General features: G+C 50.0%; 20 protein-coding genes. 18 read left to right on the top strand and 2 right to left on the bottom strand.

Annotation, left to right across the window (positions count from 1 at the left end):
* Positions 1 to 9: 9 nt before the first annotated feature.
* From parC to OSH01_RS15280, 12 genes are all read left to right on the top strand, one after another.
* Complete coding sequence (parC, locus tag OSH01_RS15335) at positions 10 to 2,331, top strand: DNA topoisomerase IV subunit A (protein WP_266125002.1); 2,322 nt, start codon at positions 10 to 12, stop codon at positions 2,329 to 2,331.
* A gap of 78 nt (positions 2,332 to 2,409) precedes the next feature.
* Positions 2,410 to 3,444 carry a CDP-6-deoxy-delta-3,4-glucoseen reductase gene (locus OSH01_RS15330; protein ID WP_266125001.1) on the top strand — a complete coding sequence of 345 codons (1,035 nt, stop codon included), beginning with the start codon at positions 2,410 to 2,412 and terminating at the stop codon, positions 3,442 to 3,444.
* 43 nt (positions 3,445 to 3,487) lie between these two features.
* Positions 3,488 to 4,741 carry a D-amino acid dehydrogenase gene (locus OSH01_RS15325; protein ID WP_266125000.1) on the top strand — a complete coding sequence of 418 codons (1,254 nt, stop codon included), beginning with the start codon at positions 3,488 to 3,490 and terminating at the stop codon, positions 4,739 to 4,741.
* A gap of 7 nt (positions 4,742 to 4,748) precedes the next feature.
* Positions 4,749 to 6,068 (top strand): extracellular solute-binding protein, encoded by a 1,320-nt coding sequence (locus OSH01_RS15320; protein ID WP_266124999.1) that lies wholly within the window; start codon positions 4,749 to 4,751, stop codon positions 6,066 to 6,068.
* 102 nt (positions 6,069 to 6,170) lie between these two features.
* Positions 6,171 to 6,971 carry a TcpQ domain-containing protein gene (locus OSH01_RS15315; RefSeq protein WP_266124998.1) on the top strand — a complete coding sequence of 267 codons (801 nt, stop codon included), beginning with the start codon at positions 6,171 to 6,173 and terminating at the stop codon, positions 6,969 to 6,971.
* Complete coding sequence (locus OSH01_RS15310) at positions 6,968 to 8,542, top strand: hypothetical protein (RefSeq protein ID WP_266124997.1); 1,575 nt, start codon at positions 6,968 to 6,970, stop codon at positions 8,540 to 8,542. Before OSH01_RS15315 ends, OSH01_RS15310 begins: the two co-directional genes overlap by 4 nt.
* A 3-nt stretch (positions 8,543 to 8,545) precedes the next feature.
* A complete protein-coding gene (locus OSH01_RS15305) occupies positions 8,546 to 9,877 on the top strand; it encodes a hypothetical protein (RefSeq protein WP_266124996.1) in 1,332 nt (443 codons plus the stop codon).
* Positions 9,843 to 10,217: a hypothetical protein gene (locus OSH01_RS15300; RefSeq protein ID WP_266124995.1), complete on the top strand. Its 375-nt coding sequence runs from the start codon at positions 9,843 to 9,845 to the stop codon at positions 10,215 to 10,217. Before OSH01_RS15305 ends, OSH01_RS15300 begins: the two co-directional genes overlap by 35 nt.
* Position 10,218: 1 nt before the next feature.
* The gene (locus OSH01_RS15295; protein ID WP_266124994.1) at positions 10,219 to 11,922 is read left to right on the top strand and encodes an ATPase, T2SS/T4P/T4SS family; all 1,704 of its coding nucleotides are present in this window, start codon (positions 10,219 to 10,221) and stop codon (positions 11,920 to 11,922) included.
* The gene (locus OSH01_RS15290; RefSeq protein WP_266124993.1) at positions 11,919 to 13,064 is read left to right on the top strand and encodes a type II secretion system F family protein; all 1,146 of its coding nucleotides are present in this window, start codon (positions 11,919 to 11,921) and stop codon (positions 13,062 to 13,064) included. The genes OSH01_RS15295 and OSH01_RS15290 overlap by 4 nt, the downstream gene beginning before the upstream one ends.
* 22 nt (positions 13,065 to 13,086) lie before the next feature.
* A complete protein-coding gene (locus OSH01_RS15285) occupies positions 13,087 to 13,677 on the top strand; it encodes a prepilin-type cleavage/methylation domain-containing protein (RefSeq protein WP_266124992.1) in 591 nt (196 codons plus the stop codon).
* 3 nt (positions 13,678 to 13,680) lie between these two features.
* A complete protein-coding gene (locus tag OSH01_RS15280; protein WP_266124991.1) occupies positions 13,681 to 14,685 on the top strand; it encodes a pilus assembly FimT family protein in 1,005 nt (334 codons plus the stop codon).
* Positions 14,686 to 14,771: 86 nt separating this feature from the next.
* Here OSH01_RS15280 and OSH01_RS15275 read toward each other — a convergent pair whose 3' ends face one another.
* Both OSH01_RS15275 and uraH read right to left on the bottom strand, forming a co-directional pair.
* Positions 14,772 to 16,004 carry a urate hydroxylase PuuD gene (locus OSH01_RS15275; protein ID WP_266124990.1) on the bottom strand — a complete coding sequence of 411 codons (1,233 nt, stop codon included), beginning with the start codon at positions 16,002 to 16,004 and terminating at the stop codon, positions 14,772 to 14,774.
* A gap of 57 nt (positions 16,005 to 16,061) precedes the next feature.
* Positions 16,062 to 16,415, bottom strand: a complete 354-nt coding sequence (uraH, locus tag OSH01_RS15270; RefSeq protein WP_266124989.1) for a hydroxyisourate hydrolase — start codon at positions 16,413 to 16,415, stop codon at positions 16,062 to 16,064.
* Between the two features lie 206 nt (positions 16,416 to 16,621).
* Between uraH and OSH01_RS15265 the strand changes: the two genes are divergently transcribed.
* The 6 genes from OSH01_RS15265 to rimM all read left to right on the top strand — a co-directional run bounded on the left by OSH01_RS15265 (position 16,622) and on the right by rimM (position 22,389).
* On the top strand, positions 16,622 to 17,377 hold the full coding sequence (locus OSH01_RS15265) for a GntR family transcriptional regulator (protein WP_266124988.1): 756 nt from the start codon (positions 16,622 to 16,624) through the stop codon (positions 17,375 to 17,377).
* A gap of 13 nt (positions 17,378 to 17,390) precedes the next feature.
* Positions 17,391 to 18,320 (top strand): allantoinase PuuE, encoded by a 930-nt coding sequence (puuE, locus tag OSH01_RS15260; RefSeq protein ID WP_266124987.1) that lies wholly within the window; start codon positions 17,391 to 17,393, stop codon positions 18,318 to 18,320.
* Positions 18,321 to 18,484: 164 nt separating this feature from the next.
* Entirely contained in the window at positions 18,485 to 21,106 is a 2,622-nt protein-coding gene (gene alaS, locus OSH01_RS15255; protein WP_266124986.1) for an alanine--tRNA ligase, read from the top strand.
* A gap of 8 nt (positions 21,107 to 21,114) precedes the next feature.
* Positions 21,115 to 21,366 carry a sulfurtransferase TusA family protein gene (locus tag OSH01_RS15250; RefSeq protein ID WP_266124985.1) on the top strand — a complete coding sequence of 84 codons (252 nt, stop codon included), beginning with the start codon at positions 21,115 to 21,117 and terminating at the stop codon, positions 21,364 to 21,366.
* Between the two features lie 138 nt (positions 21,367 to 21,504).
* Positions 21,505 to 21,765 (top strand): 30S ribosomal protein S16, encoded by a 261-nt coding sequence (gene rpsP / locus OSH01_RS15245; RefSeq protein WP_266124984.1) that lies wholly within the window; start codon positions 21,505 to 21,507, stop codon positions 21,763 to 21,765.
* Between the two features lie 30 nt (positions 21,766 to 21,795).
* Complete coding sequence (rimM, locus tag OSH01_RS15240; protein WP_266125031.1) at positions 21,796 to 22,389, top strand: ribosome maturation factor RimM; 594 nt, start codon at positions 21,796 to 21,798, stop codon at positions 22,387 to 22,389.
* Positions 22,390 to 22,436 lie beyond the last annotated feature (47 nt).

The following is a 22,436-nucleotide window of genomic DNA, read 5'->3' as shown; positions in this document are numbered from 1 at the left end:
AACGGAACTATGGATAGCTTGAATAGCAATTTATTGGATGCCCACGGTGGCGACGATTCCCTGACTTTGGCAGCGTATGCCGAGCAGGCTTATTTGGATTACGCCGTCTCAGTGGTGCGAGGGCGTGCCTTACCTGATTTAACAGATGGCCAAAAGCCTGTGCAACGCCGCATTTTGTATGCCATGCATGCAATGGGCTTAGGGCCAACGGCTAAGCCGGTCAAGTCAGCCAGGGTAGTGGGGGATGTTTTAGGTAAGTATCACCCACATGGTGATCAGGCGGCCTATGACGCCATGGTGCGTATGGCTCAAGACTTTGTGTTGCGTTATCCCTTGGTCGATGGGCAGGGTAATTTTGGCTCGCGTGATGGTGATAATGCGGCTGCCATGCGTTACACCGAAGCACGTTTAACGCCTTTTTCTAGGCTGTTACTAGACGAGTTGGATGAAGGTACTGTTGACTTTATTCCCAATTACGATGGTAGCCAGAAAGAGCCTGTGACTTTGCCGGCTCGTTTGCCGATTATGTTACTGAACGGGGCTTCGGGTATCGCAGTAGGGATGGCCACAGAGATTCCCTCGCATAATTTGCACGAGATCGCTCAAGCTTGCGTGGCGTTAATTCGCGACCCAAACATGAGCGACCACGATCTGTATCAACTGGTGCCGGGCCCTGATTTTGCGGGGGGCGGGCAGATCATTTCGGCTCCTCAAGACATTGCTCAAATCTACACCCAAGGCCGGGGCTCGGTGAAAGCTCGTGCTCGGTGGTCGTTTGAAGAAATGGCGCGTGGCCAATGGCAATTGGTCGTACATGAATTACCGCCGGGAACCTCATCGCAGAAAATTCTCGAAGAAATCGAAGAGCGTACTAATCCCAAGATTAAGGCGGGTAAAAAAACCTTATCTGCCGAGCAGCAGCAAACTAAAGCCTTGATGTTAAGTCTGCTTGATGCAGTACGAGATGAGTCTGGTAAACAAGCTGCGGTAAGGTTAGTGTTTGAACCTAAATCTAGTCGTATTGACCGCGATGAGTTCGTTACTACCTTATTAGCTCAAACGGGCTTAGAGGGCAACGTAGCGATTAACTTAGTGTGTATCGATATCCACGGCCGTCCGGGACAGCGCTCGTTGCGCGATGCTCTGACGCAATGGCTGCAGTTTCGCAGTGATACCATGCTCAAGCGCACGCACTTTAGGCTAAATAAGGTCAGTGATCGCATCCACGTCTTGGAAGGCCGTATGGTGGTCTACCTGAACGTCGATGAGGTCATCCAAACCATACGTGAGTCGGATGAGCCGAAGCAGGCCTTGATGTCACGGTACGACTTATCGGAACGTCAGGCGGAAGATATCCTAGAGATGCGCTTACGCCAATTGGCGCGTCTAGAAGGGTTTAAAATTGAAAAAGAGCTCGAGGAGCGACGTCAAGAGCAGGCAGCGTTACAAGAATTGCTGAATAATCCCAAAGCGTTTAAGCGTTTGATGATTCGAGAGATTGAGGCGGATGCAAAAACCTTTGGGGATGAGCGCCGCACATTGATTGAAGTGGCTGAGCGTGCCGTGCTTGAGACACGAGTGGTTGATGAGCCTGTGACAGTGGTGGTATCACGCAAAGGCTGGCTGCGTTGTCGCCAAGGTCATGGGCATGATCCTGCGCAGTTCAGCTTTAAGTCGGGCGATGATCTCTATGATGCCTTAGAATGTCGTAGCACGACCGATTTGGTTGCTATTGGCGCAGCGGGCCGTGTATACACGGTTCCTGTAGCAAACTTGCCTTCAGCCCGAGGGGACGGTCAACCCATTACGGCCATGGTAGATACTAGCCAGGCAGCGCCTATTGTCCATATGTTAGCCAGTGCGCCCGAGCAGTTGTATCTTTTCGCGAGTAGTGATGGCTATGGCTTCACCGCTAGCCACAAAGATTTACTCACGCGTCAACGTTCAGGTAAGCAGTTTTTGTCGTTGCCAGAACAAGCGAGCATATTAAAACCATTGCTCCTGCAATCTGACGACCAGTATGTTGCCTTGCTTAGCGCTAAAGGGCGTTTTTTAGTGGTTGATCTTAGCGAGTTGAAAAATCTCCCAGCGGGTGGGCGTGGCACGATTCTGATGGGCTTAGACGACGGCGATCGTCTAGCACAGTATGTGGCAGGTGGCGCTCAAGGAATCCAAGTGCGTGGCGTTTATCGTCGTAAAGACACAGTGATTACTTTGGGTTACGAGGACTTAGCCGAGTATGTGGGCAAGCGAGCGCGTAAAGGAAAGGCTTTGGGTATTAAACTTAGCGATCCTATCTTGCAGCGCTGGTATCCAGACCTTGCCAGCTAGAGCAGGGTAAACTTACTTTTTTGGCGGGCCGCATTTGCTATGTGGCCTGTTTATTTTTTTGCTAATCGAGTGGTGGACATGAGTTTTAAGGTAACCGTACAGCCTAGCGGCCATCAGTTTCAGGTGCAGGCGGGGCAGTCTGTATTGGATGCAGCGTTAGATGCAGGAATTGTGCTGCCCTATAGTTGCCGTAATGGCACTTGTTCTAGTTGCAAGGGTAAAGTGTTGGAAGGGGACGTGGATGCGGGTCGAGCCCCAGAGCAACTGATTAGCGCTGAGGAGCGAGAGCAAGGTTTTACCTTGTTTTGCCAAGCTAAGCCCACTTCGGACTTACTGATCGAGGCGCACGAAGTACGTATGGCCAGTGATATCCAAATACGCAAGATGCCAGCGCGTGTTATTGCGATGGAAAAATTGACTGACGATGTCATGGTGTTGCGTTTGCAACTGCCAACCTCTGAACCATTTCGTTATTATCCTGGCCAATACTTGGAGTTCATTCTCAAGGACGGCAGCCGTCGCAGTTATTCCATGGCAACACCTCCACGCGAAGATAATCAGGTTGAATTGCATATACGCCACATGCTTGGTGGTGTGTTCACCGATCATGTCTTTGGTGCAGGTGCTACTGCCATGAAAGAGCGCGAGATTATTCGGGTTGAAGCCCCCCTGGGTTCGTTCTTTTTACGTGAAGACAGTGCAGCACCTATTGTTTTCTTGGCGAGCGGCACCGGCTTTGCGCCCATTAAAGCGTTAATCATGCGCTTGCGCGAAACGGGCAGTACGCGCCCTTGTGTGTTGTATTGGGGTGGTCGTAAGCCCAGCGATCTTTACGACCGAGCTAGCGTGGAGCACTGGATGCAAGACATGCCTAACTTGTCATTTGTACCAGTTATATCCGAGGCGACAAGCGACGATAATTGGCAGGGGCGCACCGGTTTTGTGCATCACGCGGTGATGCAAGATCATCCAAATTTAGCCGGTTGGCAAGTTTATGCCTGTGGTGCGCCCATAATGGTAGAGGCCGCGCGGCGCGACTTTGTAACTCAGTGTGGTTTGGATGAGCAAGAGTATTATGCCGATGCATTTACCTCTTTGGCTGATCAAAACTAAAGACTATGCATACTGCCCAGCGACACACAGTAAAAGGTAAATCATGAAAGTAGTGGTATTGGGCAGTGGGATTATCGGTGTATCCACCGCCTGGTGGCTTCGTCAAGCAGGGCACGAGGTGGTGGTAGTTGATCGCCGCTCTGGCCCTGCGCAAGAAACCTCACGGGCGAATGGCGGTCAGATTTCAGTTTCGTATGCTGAGCCGTGGGCTAATCCTCAAGCTCCTTGGCAAATCGTCAAGTGGATGCTAGATAGCCAAGCGCCTTTATTATTTAAACCGCGCTTAAGCCTGCATCAGTGGCAGTGGTGTTGGCACTTTTTGCGCCAATGTATGCCGTCTCGGCTAGAGCCCAATATCAGGGCGTTGGTAACGATGGCTGAGTATAGTCGCCATAATTTGCAACAATTACGGGATCAGTTAGGGCTGCGCTATCACCAGCAGCAGCGGGGTATTATTACCTTTTACCGTGATGAGGCTGAGTTTGAGGCCTCACAGCGCATGTCAGATCTGATGCGTGATTTAGGCATAGATAGACGTATTATGTCTACGGATGAGTTGCTACAGTTGGAACCTGCTTTGGCGCATGGAGCTCATTCCATTGCCGGTGGAGATTACACCCTTGAGGATGAGTCAGGTGATGCGCATCTTTTTACTCTCGAGCTGGCAAAACAAGCTGTTGCACAGGGTGTGCAGTTTTTATTTCAGCATCAGGTGAGTCGCTTGGTTGCCGAACAAGGTGACATCAAATCGGTTGAGTTGATTGATCCCGACGGAGCATATGTGCATCAGCGTGCGGATGCCTACGTAGTGGCGATGGGTAGTTTTAGTCCTAGTGTCCTAAAGCCCTTAGGGGTGCCCTGTATGGTTTATCCAGCAAAGGGGTATTCTTTGAGCTTTACTATTCTTGACATCGAGGCGGCCCCTAGTGTGAGTTTGACTGACAAGCAGCATAAAGTGGTCTACTCCCGCTTAGGCAATCGGTTACGCATGGCAGGGACAGCTGAGCTAGCTTCTTATTCGCGAGCCTTAAGCGACAAACGGATTGAATTTATGCGGCAGCAGGCAGCAGAATTATTCCCAAACGCGCTAGATTTTGATAATGTTCAGTATTGGGCGGGATTACGTCCCGCCACGCCTTCGAATGTTCCTCTAATAGGCCAAGCTCGTATTCGGAATCTTTATCTGAACACTGGGCACGGCACTTTAGGTTGGACTATGGGGGTCGGCTCCGGCCGGGCCCTGGCCGATATCATATCCGGCCGTAAGCCCGAACCAGAATTTCCTTTTTTATCCTAAAGGATTTATGACTACACGTAACGGGTTAATTGTTAATGGTGCGATGCGCGCCTTAGCTTTGGTGGCCAGCTGTTCGGCAGCTGCGCTGTTTTCTTCTGCTGCCATGGCAGCAACAGATATCTCTGTGTGGACTTCATTGAGCCCACATAATCAGAAAGAATTTGACGATCTGGTCACTAGCTTTAACCGTAGCCAGAAAGATGTCAAAGTGAATGTTCGAGCTTTTTCTTCGGATGAAGAGCTAGACGCTGTATTGGATCAGCAGGCCACTAAAGACCTGCCTAACCTAGTCCAGTTAAGCGAGATGTCAGGGCAGCACGAAGTCGCTGACCGACCTTACATTTTGCCTATGCACACTCTTCTAGGCCAACAGAATCTGAGTAATGTGTCTTGGTATTTGGCGAACAACTCGTTTATGCGTAATAATCGTGGCCAACTTCAAGCACTGCCTTATATGGCAGAAGTACCAGTGGTGTTTTATAATACCGAGGCGTTTACTAAGGCGGGTTTGCAAGGGCAGGCCCCAAATCGTGTTTGGTCTGAGTTACAGGGGCAATTGGTTGAACTAGCCAATAATGGTTCACGTCAATGTCCATTAACATCGGATCAATCCGTTTCGGTCAACCTTGAAAACTTGGCTGCGGTTAATAATCAGCTATACGGTTTGACGGCAGGTGCGAAAGGTAAAAACACCGAGGGCTTTAAGTTTGACCTGATGTATATCCGTCATGTCTCCATGATGGTCAGTTGGGTCAAGTCCGAACTTTTAGTCAGACCTGAATTCTTGTCGCAGTCTTCCCGACGTTTCGCCGAGGGCGAGTGTGCAGTAATGTTCTCCGACTCCGGTCATTTAGGGGGATATGCTGCAGCGCCTAAGTTGAAGTTTGCAATACAAAGCTTACCTTACTATCCTGAAGTGACTCGCACGCCAGGTAAACCTTTTGTGACGGGTTCGGCGTTATGGGCAACCAAAGGTCATAGCAAAGAAAGCGATCAGGCCAGTGCCCGCTTTATTTCTTGGTTAGCGCAGCCGGAGCAAGCGGCACGTTGGTACCAAGGAACAGGCTATTTGCCCCTAACAAAAGAAGCTTTAGCCGCTACCCCAGCGGATTACTACCGTAATTTAGGTGAGTGGCAAAATATCGTTGCGGCGTATGGCTCGGGTAGCTCTTCCACTGCAAAAGGTAGCTTCCGCAATTACCGTCAAGTACGAGCAGTATTTACGCAAAGCCTAGAAAACGCGTTGGAAGGTAAGCAGCCCGCGGTTACCGCTTTGAACACAGCCGCAGCAGAAGCTAATAAGTTATTGCAACAAAAAGCACGTTAATACTTACGCAGGTATAAGCCGATCTAGCGCCAACGGCTAGCCTGATTCAAGATAACACCGGGTCCCTCACTTGAGGGCCGGTGTTATTTTTTTGGATCAGACATGGCTCCACGCTTTGTGTTTGGCGTTAGTGTGCTGACGCTATTGCTTATGGCATGCACTCCACTTGCTAGTCCTCGTTTACCGACGGTAGCAGGTGCTTTCGATTTCAATTGGCGCTTGCGTGGTGATCGCCAAGTGGGACCTGTGCAAGTTTTTGATAACGGTAAGTGGTTATGGATACAGTTTGCACCTCATCAAGTTTTACCCGCTGTATTTGGCCATAATGCAGCAGGCGAACAGGCACTGACTCTACAACAGCGTGGTCAGTTTTATGTAGTAAGTGGCGAGTGGGATCGCTTGGTTTTTCGAACTGGAAACACTACAGCGCAAGCCTATCGAGGTCACTTGGAAGCCCTATCCGCTGGCACGCCTTTAGTTTCGTTGACGCACGCCGACGAACCTAGCACGCAAGCCCTTGCCGTTGATGCGCCAACTGATTTTCCTCGCTCATCCAATCCTTCAGCATTAGTGTCTACTCAGGCATTGCCAGTGCTCGACGTCCCTTCGGCCTATGTGGTTCAGCCTGATGACCGTACCTTGCGTCAGGCACTGGAGCGTTGGGCTGCACAAGCGGGCTGGATATTTGAGGCCGAGCATTGGTCGGTAGATATAGATTACCCAATTAGTGCGACGGCACGTTTCGAATTAGGCTTTCAAGAAGCAGTGCAAGCTCTATTAGCCAGCACAGAAATGGCAGAGCAACCGTTGCAGCCTTGTTTTTATCAAAATCAAGTATTGCGTGTGATTAGTTGGGTGCAAGTATGTGAGCACACCGTAATGTCTATGAGGCAGGCATCATGAAGCTATCTTATCTGATGTGTGTTTCTATGGTGTTGGTCTCGTGTGGTTTTCCACAAAAGCAAACCGAACATCTTCAGCACGTAGAAACTAGCCAAGAAGAACTGGTGCAGCAGCACGAAGCTTTCCGTTCAAACGTGCAAGATCAATCTCGTCGACGCGCTATGCAGCAGGTTAATCGCCCTTGGGTGGTTGGCAAGGCGGTGGCTTTGGCCCGCGATGTCAACTTGCCGCAGGCTTTACGCTCTATGGTGCCTTATACATTAGTCTTGCAAAGCGAACAGATCAACTTAACTGAGCTTGCGCAACGCATTGCTCAGTTAAGCGGCTTAGCTGTTTGGGTAAAGCCAGAAGCGCTATTGCCCCTTACTGATTTCTTACCCCGTTATGCCCGCCCAGGGGCGGCGCCTGCGTTGCCTGTACAGCCTATACAAACCTTAGCCTTGCGAGAACTTCCCTTATCTCGCTTATTAGATCATGTGGCGGCATATTATGGCGTGTATTGGCGCTACAAAGATCAACGTATCGAGTTTTATCGTACCGAAGCACGCAGCTTTACAGTGCGAACGCTAAGCCAAGAGGCCCAAGCACAAGCTAGTCTAGGTTTAAGTCAAACTCAAACCGATGGTTTTTCCAGCCAATCGAGCACGCAGTTGCACAGCGCAAGCCTCCCAACCCTAGAGATCATTAAAAAACGTATTGAAGCATTTTTGACGGTGTCTGGAACCGTCATTGCTGAAGCTGGGGCAGGCAATCTGGTCATTGTGAACGACACCCCCGAGGTACTGGATCAGGTAGCTGATTATTTAAAACGCGAAAATCGCATGGCCACGCGTAGGGTTCGTATTCTTTTTGAAGAGCTTACATTGTTAGTGGATGACACCACTGAGCTAGCCGTCGACTGGGATGTGTTGCTTAAACGTGCGGCGACGTCGTGGCAGGCTAGTCATGTAACGGATCCACTAGGTGTTGGTGGCAGCATTGCAGGACGCCAGATGCAAGGAAGTACCGCGGGAAGCATGGCAGCCTTACGCGCATTATCTGCTGTCGGCACTGTCGTGCGCAAACAGTCGACCCCTGTTTATACCTTGAATCGTAGGCCGGTGACCCATGCTTTGCGAACCACCTTTTCCTATGTAGATAAAGTGGAGGCTATGGCGACTCAAAGCGGTAACCCTTGGGCTCAGCCTAGCCTGAGTATCAGCCAAAAAGAACAAACCGTAGGCTCTGTGCTCACACTCTTGCCTGACGTGCAAGATGATGGCTTGGTGTTGTTATCTGTTGCCTACGACAGCACCGTTGCTCAACCCTTAAAAAGTCTTAGTTTTGGTGATCGTTCGGCACCTTTGCAGGTGCAGCAAATCGCTATTGATGGCAGCGGTACCGTACAGCAAATTGCCTTGCGCGTTGGTCAAGTCTGGTTGATATCTGGGTTTGATCGTCATGTTGACGAAGGGAGAAGCCAGCGTTTAGGGCCTCAGGCCCCCTTGCTGGCGGGTGGGCAGCAAGCTCGCACAGAGCAGCGTTGGCGAACTGTTTTGTTAGTATCGGTGCAGCTTGAGGAGGAGGACTGAACGATGCAATCAACAGTTCAACCTATCCCTAGTGAGCGGGCAAAGTGGGTGTTTTCCTTACAATGGTTTGCCTTAGTACAAGGACCGCGTAGCCCTGCGTTAAATTTGCTGTTGCAACGCAACCGTCCCGATTACTTATGCTTTTCCGGGCATACCTTTCACTCAGTGGGCTTGTACTCTGAGGCCTTACCGAAACATGTAGAGGCGTATTCAGCAGCACTTTGCGTAGCAATAGCTCACCCCCATAAAAGTTGGTTGTTTAACTTAGCTGTTTCGCACGCACAGCACTGGGTAGTGGGGGTACACGAGGGCGCCGTAATCTCGGGTACCGACAGACTATACGGTAGTGCTCAAGAAGCACAGGCACACTTTGAACTTTTGCAGCAAACATACCCGCATGCGGAGCGTGTCAAGCAAGTACCCGGAGCCACAGAGTTTCATGATTGGCTAAGGGGGCTGTCACGGCCTAACGCTCGTTTGCGTCCGTACAGACGGCGGCGTTGGCATTGGAGCGTATTGAGTGCAGTGGTCGCTAGCGTAGGGGTATGGTTGGGGTGGGGGCAGTCGCCCACTACTCCTACGCTGTCAGCCGAGCAGGTACAGCAGGCTCAAGCAGCAAGGCGTGCCTTTGAGCAAGCGCATGCTCTTAATGGTGTCGCAGGTCTACGTAATGCACTAGATGTGCTTGAGAATCTCCCTCTTCAGCCAGGTGGTTGGCAATTGCAGCACTCGCTTTGTCAGCCTCTACAAAGCAATTGGCAGTGCGCAGTGAAATACCGTCGAGCTGGCCCTGCAAGCAACAATTTAACTCTGGAACATGCACTCGACTCCACCGTTACGCTGCAGTTTGACAACCTCGACGAGGCTACAGCGTTCTGGCGTTTTGAAATGAATCAGCAGCCCTTAAGTAGGACGCTACTGCAATACCGCAGGCGCAACGAGCGTAACCTTTTTAGCCATTTGCAGTTTGTCCAAACCGCCTTTAATCGGCTGGCTTTGTCTAGTGCCCAAGTATTGCAACCCCCTTCTTCCCAGGGGCAGGAGCCCAGTCCTGATTCCGATAATTCTTTGTTTTTGCAAAGGCGTTGGTTTAGCCAAGGGCCAATGCGTTCGCATTATATGTTGCTGCCCTGGGTAGGAGCTTTCCGTTGGGAGCAGATTCGCTTGCAGTGGCACCCTAACGCCCAACCCAGCCTGCAAGACAGTGCTTTTATTTTAACTGTAGAAGGGTATTTGTATGAACTTGTCGATCAAACAGTTTATCCCACCCAAGCGAGCTTTTCTTATCCGTTGGCTTGGCGTGACCCTATTGTTGAGCAGTGGGGGAGGAGTTAAGGCGAACGATATTTCTGTGCAAGTACATGAGTTGCTAAGGCTTGAAACCGAGCACGCCTTGAAACGCTACAAACAAGACAAGGCACAGCAAGGTGGTGTGGTGGTTGAAGCGTCGTTGCCGCAGCAGCAGCCTCCGCAGTTAGTTGCGATTTACGGGCAGGGCGCGCATTTACTTGCCGAGGTCCGATATAGGCAACAAAGCTTACTGTTCAAGCAAGGCCATGCCGCAGCGATAGGACGTCATCAAGCTGATGCGGAGTTGCGTTTGCAGCGTCTCGATAGTCATTGCGGCCAGTTTGTTTATCAGCAAGAACCTCTTCAGTTATGTATGGAGCACTAGGATGTTGTGGTACCCCTTATTTCAACGACGCCATGCTAAATGCGAAGAACCCGAGGCTGCTCATCGTGCTGCGCCCGCGCCGGTGGCTGTACAAACAGAGTACCCGTACATTGCTTGCGATGAGCAGTTGCGTCTGCTCTTGCCCGAGTATCAAGGGCTATTAAGCAACCAACTTGGCACTCAGGCCTTAGCCAGTCGCTTGGCCCCAGTAGTGTTGTCCAACGGGCTAGCCTTGTTGTTTGGTTTGCGTGAGCACATCTACAGCGATCAGGCTGATGAAGTGTTGCGGCGCTTAGAGCAAGCGGCCTACAAATTGCACCAACCTGAGCGTTATATCTTGGCGCCTCATGTCTTATTAGCATTAAGCCGAGCCAACGAGGCCGTATCGATGCCGAACTCGGCTGCACGTTCACCGTCCGACTTAAAAGCTGCATTTCAGCAAATTGTGCAATGGGCTTGGCAGCACCAAGCTAGTGATATTCATATTAATGTGCACTTGCAGCAGTCTACCTCTAGTGTGCACTTTAGTGTTGGGGGGCGTTATGTTGCTCCAGAAGTCTATGGCGCTATTTCAACTCAGCTATTAATGGATATGCTAGCTGTTGTTTGGATGGAGATAGAAGGTGGCAACGGAGCGGTATTTGATCCTACTAAAGAGCAACAGGGACGTTGCTTAGTGAGTTTGGCTCAGCAGCAGATACAGTTGCGTTGGGCATCTATGGCTGCTGATACGGGGCCTAGTGTCTGTTTACGCCTACTAGACTTAGGACAGGGCAGGCAATTGCCCCAATTAGAACAACTGGGTTATCAGGCTGAGCAGTTGGAACAGTTACGTCGCTTAATTTTGGCCGACGGTGGGGCGGTGGTCTTAGCAGGTAACGTGGGTTCGGGGAAATCCACTAGTTTGGCAGCCCTAATGCAGTGTATTCCTGCGCATCGAAAAGTCATTACCCTAGAAGATCCAGTAGAGTTCCGTTTGCCTTTCGCTATTCAAAATAGTTTAGGCCGGCGTCTCGATATGCCTACGCATGAGGCTTTTGCTAGCAAACTACGAGCACTGAAACGCTCTGCCATGCAGGATGTGCTGTTGGGAGAGGTACGTGATCGAGAAACTGGCCGGGCATTTATGGATTTGGTGGGTGCCGGAGTCAATGTGTACACCACCTTGCATGCGGCTTCAGCCGCAACCATCAGTGAGCGTTTAGCCTCTGATTTTATTGGCGTCTCGCGTGAGTTTATGGCTATGCCTGGCCTGCTTAAACTCTTGGTTTATCAAGCCTTACTGCCTAAGTTATGTCAGTACTGCGCCATAGATATAGGGGCCTCTAGCTCCGCACTACAAATTGCCGCTGATCGTTGGTATCAGGCCGCAGAATGTTTACGCTTCACCTTGCCGCGGCTGCGGCTGCGCAATACACAGGGCTGTGAGCACTGCCAACAGCAAGCTTTGCGCGACTACTATGGATACGCGGGGCGTCAGTTGCTGGCTGAACTGATTGAGCCTGCTTTGTTACTCGATGCCGATACGCGTATTCGAAACGCTCGCCCCTTGCTCGATTATGACGCAGAGCTACCGCCTATAGTACGCCAAGCATGGTATTGCGTGGGGCAGGGCATACTTGCTCCGCACGATGTCGAACTTCGTTTTGGTGCTCTAGAGACATACGTAGGCATCTACGCCGCCCGGCAGATGAGAAAGCTATGAAGTGGCCTTACGCAGGGCAAGAGTTAGAGCGTTGGGACATCATTTCTCGGTGGTGGGTTTTGTTGCGACATGCGTGGGATAAACGCTGCTTTCGCTCACAACGAGCCGAGTATTTTGAGTATCTTTATGCCGTATTGGCAGGTGTAGAGTTTCGGCGCACATTAAGTGATGTCTTTTGGGCTGATCAACAGCGATATCAAGCTAAGCACTGGCGGGGTCGGTTAGCGGCAGTATGGTGGCAAACCTACCAGCAGTCAGGCGGAGACTTATACGCAGTCTGGCAAGAGTATTTATCCAATGACGAGCTGGTATTGCTACGTAGCGCACAACAAGCAGGAATGCTAGAGCAAGGTTTGCAGTTGCTGGCCGACTATCTGCTTGGGATGAAACAGCATCAAGGTCTGTTATTGAGTATCGTCTGGCCTGCGCTTGTTGGTGTTTGGGTGCCTGTGGGAGTATTGATTGCGGTTCCTCTTTATACCGTGCCTGCACTGCAAGACATATTTCAGGATTTGCCTACCGAGTTTTACGGCCACTATACGCAACAACTCTTTGCTTTCGCAGCATTTTTGCAGGGCTATGGCTTTGGGCTAGGGATAGGGCTCATTGTTCTATTACTGTTGCTTTATCAAGCTCTCCATACTCAAGCCCATGTTGCCCGTCGCTTTCTCGATCGTTGGTCTATTTTTCAGTTAATGAGCAAAGTGGCTGCTTTGCGCCTACTTAGCTTATTAGCTGTGTTGTTGCGCCCGGCTAGCGCTAAGCAGTTGTCTTTGCGCACAGCTTTAGAACTTATGCAGCAGGGGGCTGGCCCCTGGATGCGGTGGCATCTTAGGCAAATTCTGGCACGAATTAACGAAGGTCATATTGGGGCGCATAGCTTCAATTCCGGGTTGTTGGATCCGGATACTTACTGGTTTTTTAGCGATATGGCCCAAGCACAGGCGTTAGATCAGGCTGCACGACGTACAGCACAACGATTAAGTCACCAGTTGTCTTGGCAGGGGCAACGTTTGGCAACTCGTTGGCGCTGGCTCATTTTAGGGGTGTGCGCAATGTTAACTCTGTTGATGGGCTTATGGCATTACGTCGTGATGGACGAGTTGCGTCAAAGTCTTAGCCTTTTTTATGCGGGAACGTAAGTCTATTTTTTGGAGTGAAGCAATGAGCAACGCAAATGTTGAACCAAGCAGTCGATCAAATAAGAGGGTGAATGGGGGAAGGGAGCAAGGCTTTTCGCTCTTAGAGGTGTCCGTGGTGACCGCGATTATGATGTTGATAGCCATTATTGCTGTGCCGGCTATTAGCAGTTACTTAATAGAAAATAAGGTACCAAAAGTGGGTGAGGAATTTGCGCGTTATATTGTGCATAATCAGCTTAACGCACCACTGGGTGAGGCAGCTCCTTATGCAGCACTAGACTTGCAAAGTTTACTGACATTTATGCAGCCAGGCAGCGTATTAAGTGTAGGAGGAAATAATCGCGTTCTACATGGCTTGGGTAGTCAAGGGCAAGTCTTAATTGCTCCTGCTCAAGGCGGGCAGGCGTATACCTTAAGTTTTGACAAGGTTCATCATGCAGCCTGCCCTGGACTGGCTTCAGTGCTGCAACGCTTAACAAGTCATATCAGTATCGCTGCTGTGGGCGGGCAATCCGTCCAGGTTAAGCAACCAGGAACAGATTACAACGGCCTGCGAGCAAAACAAGCGTGTGCTAAGGGGGCGGTCAACACCTTTGTTTTTACAGTGGAGTGACCTATGCATAAGCAGTCTGGCTCTTTGCTTCTTGAGTATATGGTTGTGGTGATGCTAGCGACCGTAATGGCTGTGGGGGCGGTAGAGCATTTGCAACGCCAAATGCGTGAACAGTTACTAAGCTCAAGCATCAATTGGGGATTGCAGCTTCGTGAGGCAGCACAAGATTATTTGCACGCCTTAAGCCAAGCACGTGCAGGACAGATTGATTGGCATGTCGCATGGCCTTATGAGGATTGGCGCAGGCCTCGTTTAGATGAGTTGCAAACTCAGGGTTTACTGAGTGCTTCGTTCCCTTTGCATTCAGTATTAGGTGGTATGCAGCTATATGTGCAAGAGTCTGCTCATTGCGAGACCCAACCCTGCCGCTTAGATGCCTTGCTAGTGATGCAACCTATGACTGCTTTTGCATGGGTTGCGCAGCCCCACTACCAAACTTTATGGAAACTGCAAAGCCAAGGTTATGGGTTAACCGTCGCAGGAGAGGGCAAGTCTTTTAATGGGCCTGGAGGTCAATGGAATAATCCTTTAGGGGGAGGTATCCCTTCCTTTCCCGTAGGCAGTGTAGGCTTGAGTGTATATAAAAATAATATGCGTACTGAAGAGTTTCTGAGCGTGGGAGACGTACGCGATCCCAGTTTTAGGGGTGGGCTAACGGTGCGTGAAGATATCTCTAGTATGCAAGATTTACACGCTACGCGCGCCTTACGCATTGATGGACAAGCGCATCATAAGTCAGCTTGTAAAATGGACCAGGCGGTAATGCGTGATGCAGCAGGGCCAGGTTTGTTAGTATGTCATCAAGGTTATTGGCAAGTTATGGGCGGAGTAAACGGAGGTGCTTATAGTCAGCACACCTCCTATGAGTGTCATACGGGGCCTTATGGTTTAACACAAAAAAATCCCGTGACCGGAAACTGCGACTGCCCTCCAGATTACTTTGCTTTGTTGATGGCGGAAGATACTGTGCAAGAAGGGGTGCGTCGCAGCTACTTATGCATCCGATAAAACAGTACTAAACCCTCGGTGTTACGCGAGGGTTTAGGGATGATTATGTGGTTTTTGCGGGGCCGAGTTTGTTAGGCTCTGACGTTCTATTCTGCTTTCCCATTCCAAACACGAATATCTTCTCGCTCTTGGTCGGTCATTTGTGTCAGGTTAGCCAAAGGCATGTAGTTATTCGCCACTACCTTCTTGATGTCGTCAGCATGAATCAGTACGTCTCGCTCACTATCAAGCAACATGCCAGCAGGAGCTGCTGGAAAGCCAAACTTTGTATCAGGTTTTACGGCATGGCACTGTATACATCGAGCTTCCATAATGGCTTGGATCCGCATGAGGTCGACTGGCGCGCTTTCAGTTACGGCGGTAGTATTAGCCGCCACCGCGGGAGGTGCGCTTGTGGGAGCCGCTACCCAGCCCACTAGAAGTAACAATCCTACTCCTGCAGCGGGGTAAGCCAGGTTATTAATACCAGCGTGCCGCAATACAAAGTACTGACGAATCAATGCACCCGCGAAAATGAACAGGACCATGATGATCCAGGCATTGGGGTGATTGTATGTGAAAGAGTAGTGGTTGCTCAGCATGAGCAGTAACACGGGCAAAGTAAAGTAGGTGTTGTGTACTGAGCGTTGCTTGCCACGTTTACCGTCAAGAGGATTAGGCGTTTGACCAGCCTTAAGCGCTTTTACCATCCGGCGCTGGCCAGGAATAATCCAGAAAAACACGTTCGCTGACATGCTGGTTGCCATAACGGCACCGGTAATTAGAAAGGCGGCACGACCTGAGAAAACATGACTAGTTAGGTAGGCGACCCCTACCATCATGATGGCTACCGCAATACTCAAAAGCCCGTCTTTTTCCATATTTGGGCTGATTAATCGGCACAACGCATCGTAGACGAACCAACCTACTACCAAGAAACCGACGGCCAGTACGTTGACTTGGGTACCTGTGAGGTTAGCGGCCCACTCCCAAGGACTATTGGGGTTAACTAATAAAAACTCGGGCTTTGCTAAATACAATAAGGCGAACAGAGCAAAACCTGACAGCCAGGTCGTATAGGCTTTCCAGAAAGACCAGTGCAGGTCATCGGGAAGTTCTGCTGGGTTAGTGAGGTATTTTTGATTATGGTAGAAACCGCCGCCGTGAACAGCCCACATTTCACCAAATACTCCGCGCTTTTTAGCGTCCTCGTTTTTTGGCGGGCGTAAGCTATTGTCTAACATGACAAAGTAAATGGATTCGCCGATCCAGGCCACGGCAGCGATGACGTGTAACCAACGTAAAAGTAGGTTGGCGTATTCTAAGAAATATGCGTACATAATAGTCTCGTTTTATAGCTAATAATTGTTGTAAACGTATTGATCTCGTTTTTCTAATTAGCTACCGCGGTACGTGGACCAAGACCAGGGGGTGACTACCAAAGGTACGTGGTAATTGGCTTTTACGTCGGCGATACCAAAACGTATGCCGACCTGATCGACGAAACGAGGTTCGGGCAACGACACACCATTGGCAGCAAAGTAATCGCCAGCATGGAAGACCAGTTCAAAGACGCCGGCGGCCATGCTTTCATCTTGTAATAAGGGCTCGTCACAGCGGCCATCGCTATTGGTAATGGCCTGTTTTATCAAGGTTCGTTCTTTGCCGTTGATGGAATATAAGTCGATATGTACGCCTTGCGCAGGGCGGCCCAAGGTGGTGTCAAGCACGTGTGTTGAGAGCTTTCCCATAACTGTCTCCGGTTTATGGTGATCAAAAAAGGTCCAGCGAGCCCAGTTTTGAGAACCGGCCGGGGGCCAGCGGTGCAAGGATCAGTGCGCTGGGTTAAGGCCCCGAATTGTCGTCCGAGGCTGAGAGCCCGGATTGTTGACAATTTATGTTGACGATTTTCGAGTCATGTCGAATAATTGTCAAGTGCTAATAATGAGAATTTTATATGCTTCAGATCAGGCCACAGAGTAATGAGTCGGCCACAGTAGAGGCGCCTAGCGCCTCATCCTTACTGGCAGGAGACAACAGGGACACTGAAGTAGGGCGTGTATACAGTCAAATTTTTGATGCTGTCATGGACCGCCGCTTGTTGCCGGGTGCTAAGTTGACTGAGTCCACCTTATGCTCCGTATTTAGCTGCTCACGTGCTACGGTGCGAGCAGCGCTGTCAGCCTTGGCGCATGACAAAATAGTGCTGCTTGAAGCCAATCGAGGCGCTTTTGTATGGCAGCCTTCGGAAAAAGAAACGCGCGATGTATTTGAGTTGCGACGCGACATTGAGTCGTTGATTTTAACGCGACTGTCTGCCATGCCAGATTTGGAAGCTCGTTTGGAGGCCCTGTATGCGATGGTAGCCACCGAGCGGGAGGCTTATGAGCTAGGTGACCGTATTAGCTGGATTCGCTTATCGAATGCTTTTCATGTCGAGTTGGCGCGTTGCATAGGGAACGACGAGTTAACCGCACTGATGCATACCTTGTGTGCGCGCACGACGTTGATTATTGCATTTCATGATAGCCCGGGTGAAAAAGCATGCTCTTTTTATGAGCATCAAGAAATTTTGCAACAGTTGAGTCAGGGTAATCTAGGCGAGGCGATCCGAGCCATGCTGCACCACTTATCAGATTGTGAACATCGCATGAACGAAAGCAGGAATGAGCGCCCCTCTAACCCCTGGCTTGCATTCAGCGTCAAACGCTAATAGGAGATTTTATATGTCCACAGCTTACCCGCGTGACCTCGTTGGTTACGGTAAAGATATACCCCACGCGAATTGGCCAGGTCAGGCACGTATCGCTGTCCAGTTTGTGTTGAACTATGAAGAAGGAGGCGAGAACTGTGTCCTGCATGGAGATCCAGGTTCGGAGCAGTTTTTGTCTGAAATCGTCGGAGCTGCTGCTTATCCCGATCGGCATATGTCGATGGAGTCTATCTACGAGTATGGTTCTCGCGCTGGAGTATGGCGTATTTTGCGTGAATTTGAGCGTCGTGGGTTACCAATGACGATTTTTGGTGTGGGTATGGCCTTAGAACGCCACCCTGAATTGGCTCAGGCATTTGTGGAGCTGGGGCACGAAATCGCGTGTCACGGCTATCGCTGGATTCATTACCAAAGCGTTTCTGAAGAGCTGGAGCTTGAACATATGCGCAAGTGTGTGGAGGTGATCCAAAAGCTTACGGGTCACCATCCTGAAGGGTGGTATACCGGTCGTGATAGTCCGAACACCCTACGCTTGGTAGCAGAAAACGGTAACTTTCTTTATGACTCCGATTACTACGGTGATGACCTGCCGTTCTGGAGCGAAGTTACCCTAAGCGATGGCAGCGTTAAGCCTCAGTTGATGGTGCCTTATACGCTAGACACTAACGATATGCGCTTTGCTTCACCTCAAGGCTTTAATACAGGCGATCATTTTTTTAGCTATTTGAAAGACGCTTTTGATGTGCTGTATGCAGAGGGTGACGAGGCGCCCAAGATGCTGTCTGTAGGCCTACATTGCCGTTTAATTGGTCGTCCAGGTCGCTTTGCTTCTTTGGTTCGTTTTTTGGACTATATTCAGCAACATGAGCGTGTGTGGATATGTCGTCGAGCTGATATCGCTCATCATTGGGTTAAGCATCACCCTTACCAGGCGACTAAATAGCCGACTTCAGCCTTGATGCAATTCCGGTTAGCGCCGGAATTGTTGTTTCTGCAGGTTAGAAACAGTACTATGGCCGTTTTGCTTTGCTCTCTTGCAGGATGCCCACTTTAAGGGCAAACGGCCTTTATAATAAGTCTTACCCTTAAAATTGTGCGCTTTATCGAATGAAAACATCTGAAATACGCCAGAAGTTCCTGTCCTTCTTTGAGTCCAAAGGACATCAAATCGTCGCTTCCTCGTCACTAGTTCCAGGAAATGACCCCACTTTGCTGTTCACCAACGCAGGTATGGTGCAGTTTAAAGATGTTTTCACTGGTAAAGAGCAGCGCCCATACCTGCGAGCTACCAGCTCGCAGCGTTGTGTTCGTGCCGGCGGCAAACATAACGATCTGGAAAATGTAGGCTACACGGCTAGGCACCATACGTTTTTTGAAATGCTGGGCAACTTTAGCTTTGGTGACTACTTTAAGCGCGACGCTATTGCTTATGCATGGGAGCTGTTAACACAGGTTTATAAGCTTCCTGCTGATAAGCTGTGGGTGACGGTCTACGCTGAAGATGATGAAGCCTATAACATCTGGGCTAACGAAATGGGCGTACCTCAAGAACGCATTATTCGTATCGGCGATAACAAAGGTGGTCGCTATAGCTCGGATAATTTCTGGCAAATGGCAGATACGGGCCCGTGTGGCCCCTGCTCTGAGATTTTTTATGATCATGGCCCCGATGTTTGGGGCGGGCCTCCCGGCTCTCCAGAAGAAGACGGTGATCGCTATATTGAAGTGTGGAATCTGGTCTTTATGCAGTTCGAGCGTTCGGCTGACGGGACGATGACTCCTTTACCTAAACCCTGTGTGGACACAGGTATGGGTTTAGAGCGTATTGCAGCAGTATTACAACACGTTCATTCCAATTACGAGATTGATTTATTTGAGGCTCTGATTGCTGCCGCCGCACGGGTGACAAACACTCAAGATCTGTCTAATAACTCGTTAAAAGTTATTGCTGATCATATACGAGCATGCAGTTTCTTGGTTATTGATGGCGTGATTCCTAGTAATGAAGGGCGTGGTTACGTGTTGCGCCGTATTATTCGCCGAGCCTTGCGTCATGGCCATAAGCTGGGTCAAACCGGTGTTTTCTTTCACCAGTTAGTGAAAGATTTAGCCGCGCAAATGGGGCAGGCCTATCCCGAGCTGATTACGCAGCAAAGCCGTATTGAGCAGGTGCTACTCCAGGAAGAGGAGCGATTCAGTGAAACGCTAGAAAACGGTATGCGTATCTTAGAGCAAGCTCTGGAAGAGCTGCCCAAAAATGGCACGCTGGATGGCAAAACTTTATTTACTTTGTACGACACCTACGGTTTTCCAGTAGACTTGACGGCAGATATCTGCCGTGAACGTAGTGTGGAAGTCGATCTGGATGGCTTCGAAAAAGCGATGGAGCAGCAGCGTGCGACCGCACGTGCCGCAGGTAAATTTAAAGCTGTTGAAGGCTTAACGTACAGTGGTGCTGCGACGCGTTTTGATGGGTATGAGCGCTTATCGGGTAGCAGTAAAGTAACTGGCTTGTATGTGGATGGAACGGCGGTTGACTCTGTGCCCGTCGGCCAAGAGGCTGTGGTCGTTTTGGACACCACTCCTTTCTATGCCGAGTCGGGTGGCCAGGTGGGTGATGCTGGTCAGCTCTTTACGCCGGTGGCTCAATTTTACGTAAGCGACACTCAGAAAATTGCTGCTCAGGTGTTTGGTCATCAGGGCAAAGTAATGCAGGGAGTGTTGCGAGTAGGGGATGAGGTCCAAACTCAAGTGGACGAAGCCCGTCGTGCTCGGATTATTCGTAATCATTCGGCCACGCATTTAATGCACAAAGCCTTGCATCAGGTATTGGGCGAGCATGTGCAGCAGCGTGGTTCCTTGGTAGATGCAGATAAAACGCGCTTTGACTTCACGCATGATGCACCAATGACGGCAGAGCAAATTGCCCAAGTCGAAGAAATTGTGAATGCGCAGGTATTAGCGAATCAACCAGTACAGGCCCAGTTGATGTCTTTTGATGACGCGGTGGCCGGTGGGGCTATGGCTTTATTTGGCGAAAAGTACGGCGATGAAGTCCGAGTTTTAGATATAGGCTTTTCGCGTGAGTTGTGTGGTGGTACTCATGTGGCCGCTACGGGCGATATAGGGTTATTTAAGATTGTCGCAGAAAGTGGTGTGGCAGCGGGCATTCGACGCGTAGAGGCCATCACGGGAGAGAATAGCTTGCATTGGGTGCAACACAACCAGCAGTTGTTGCAGCAAGTAGCACACAGTTTGCGTACTGCTCCTGAAGGAGTGGTAGGGCGTATTACCGCTTTGCAAGCTCAGCTTAAAGAGCTTGAGCGTGAGCGTGAGCAGTTGCAAAGCAAATTAGCGAATGCAGCGGGCCAGGATCTGGTTTCCCAAGCCATCGCCCTCAACGGCAATAGTCACTTACTCGTGGCCACTTTAACGGGGACAGATCCTAAAGCTCTACGCACTATGGCCGACCAATTGAAAGATAAATTAGGTTCTGCTGTGGTGGTGCTGTCTGTGGTGGTTGATGACAAAGTGAGCTTGGTATGTGGCGTTACCAAAGACCTTACCGATAAGGTAAAAGCCGGTGAGCTATTAAGCTTTGTGGCACATCAGCTTGGGGGTAAGGGCGGTGGGCGCCCCGATATGGCTATGGGCGGTGGTACTGATGTTCATGCCTTGCCGCAAGCAAATGCTAGCGTGCAAGCGTGGGTAGTAGAGAAATTAGGATAATAGGCATTATGACTGAGACCGCATTTGATTCAACTCAGGTAGATCTAGAGCTGGATGCGTCGGGTTTGAAGTGCCCCTTGCCTATTTTGCGTGCTAAAAAATCCTTGGCTCAATTGCAGTCGGGGCAGGTGCTGTTAATCCATACCACCGATAAGCACGCTGTACTGGATTTTCAGGCTTTCTGTCAACAGACGGGTAATGAACTCCTGTTGCAGCGAACTGAAAATGAAAAAACACAGCATTTTTTGCGTCGTCGCTAAGAGTGGCGTTAAAATAGACTGTTAATTGTTGCGTTTTATGTACTTTATAGGGAATTGAGCTGTTCTAGTTTGCTGCTCTGCCCTTAAAGGTGCTAGAATTTTTTGTTTACCGTTTACCTTACAATAAAGGGATTATCAATGGTGGTAATTCGCTTGGCCCGTGGTGGCTCTAAAAAGCGTCCTTTTTACAATGTTGTAGCTGCCGAGGCACGCGATCGCCGCGATGGTCGTTTCATTGAAAGATTGGGCTTTTACAATCCTGTTGGTGGCGAAGGTCATGAAAACCTACGCCTGCACATGGACCGTGTAAAACACTTCACCGATAATGGTGCTCAGGTTAGCCCAGCTGTGGCTCGCTTGATCAAAGAGTACAGCGCTAAAGTAGCTTCTGCTGCCTAAGTGTCGTTTCTTTCAGGTTGGGTAGAGTCTATGCAACAAGCTCCTGACGAACTCGTCGAACTGGGGCGCATAGCCTCTGCTTATGGTGTTAAAGGCTGGGTGAAGGTTATTCCTCATTCCAGTCAATCCGATAGCCTGAAACAAGCCAAAGTCTGGTGGTTAAAAGCGCCCTTACCTTTAAAAAAGGCGGGCGCTTTTTCGTCGTTACGGGCGTATCCCGTCGTGGCGGCACGTCAGCATGGCGCTACAGTCGTAGCGCAACTCGAAGGAATTGCTGACCGAGATCAGGCGCATGCATTGAAAGCATATACTGTCTGGCTAGCTCGTGATGATTTTGCTCAAATTAAAGAAGATGAGTACTATTGGGTTGATCTTATCGACTGTGATTTTTACGCTCAGGCCGAAGATCAGCAGCAGTATATGGGGCGAGTCGCCGAGGTTTTTGATAATGGTGCGCATGCCGTGTTGGTCGTGCATCGAGGCACTCTGGACTCCTCGGGTAAGTTTACTGCCTTGCTAGATGATAAAGAACGACCTTTCGAAGAATTAGTGCCTTTTGTTGAGGCCGTAGTCCACACAGTAGACCTGCCTGCACGTAAGTTGTTCAGTCATTGGTCTGCTTAAGTTAGGCGTACGCCTGCGTTTCTTGTTGCCTTAGGGGCTTTGCTTGC

This window comes from Alcaligenes endophyticus, from assembly GCF_026344035.1.
Taxonomy (GTDB): domain Bacteria; phylum Pseudomonadota; class Gammaproteobacteria; order Burkholderiales; family Burkholderiaceae_B; genus Alcaligenes; species Alcaligenes endophyticus.
The sequence above is the reverse complement of the archived record's forward strand: the minus strand, read 5'-3'. Positions and strand labels throughout refer to the sequence as shown.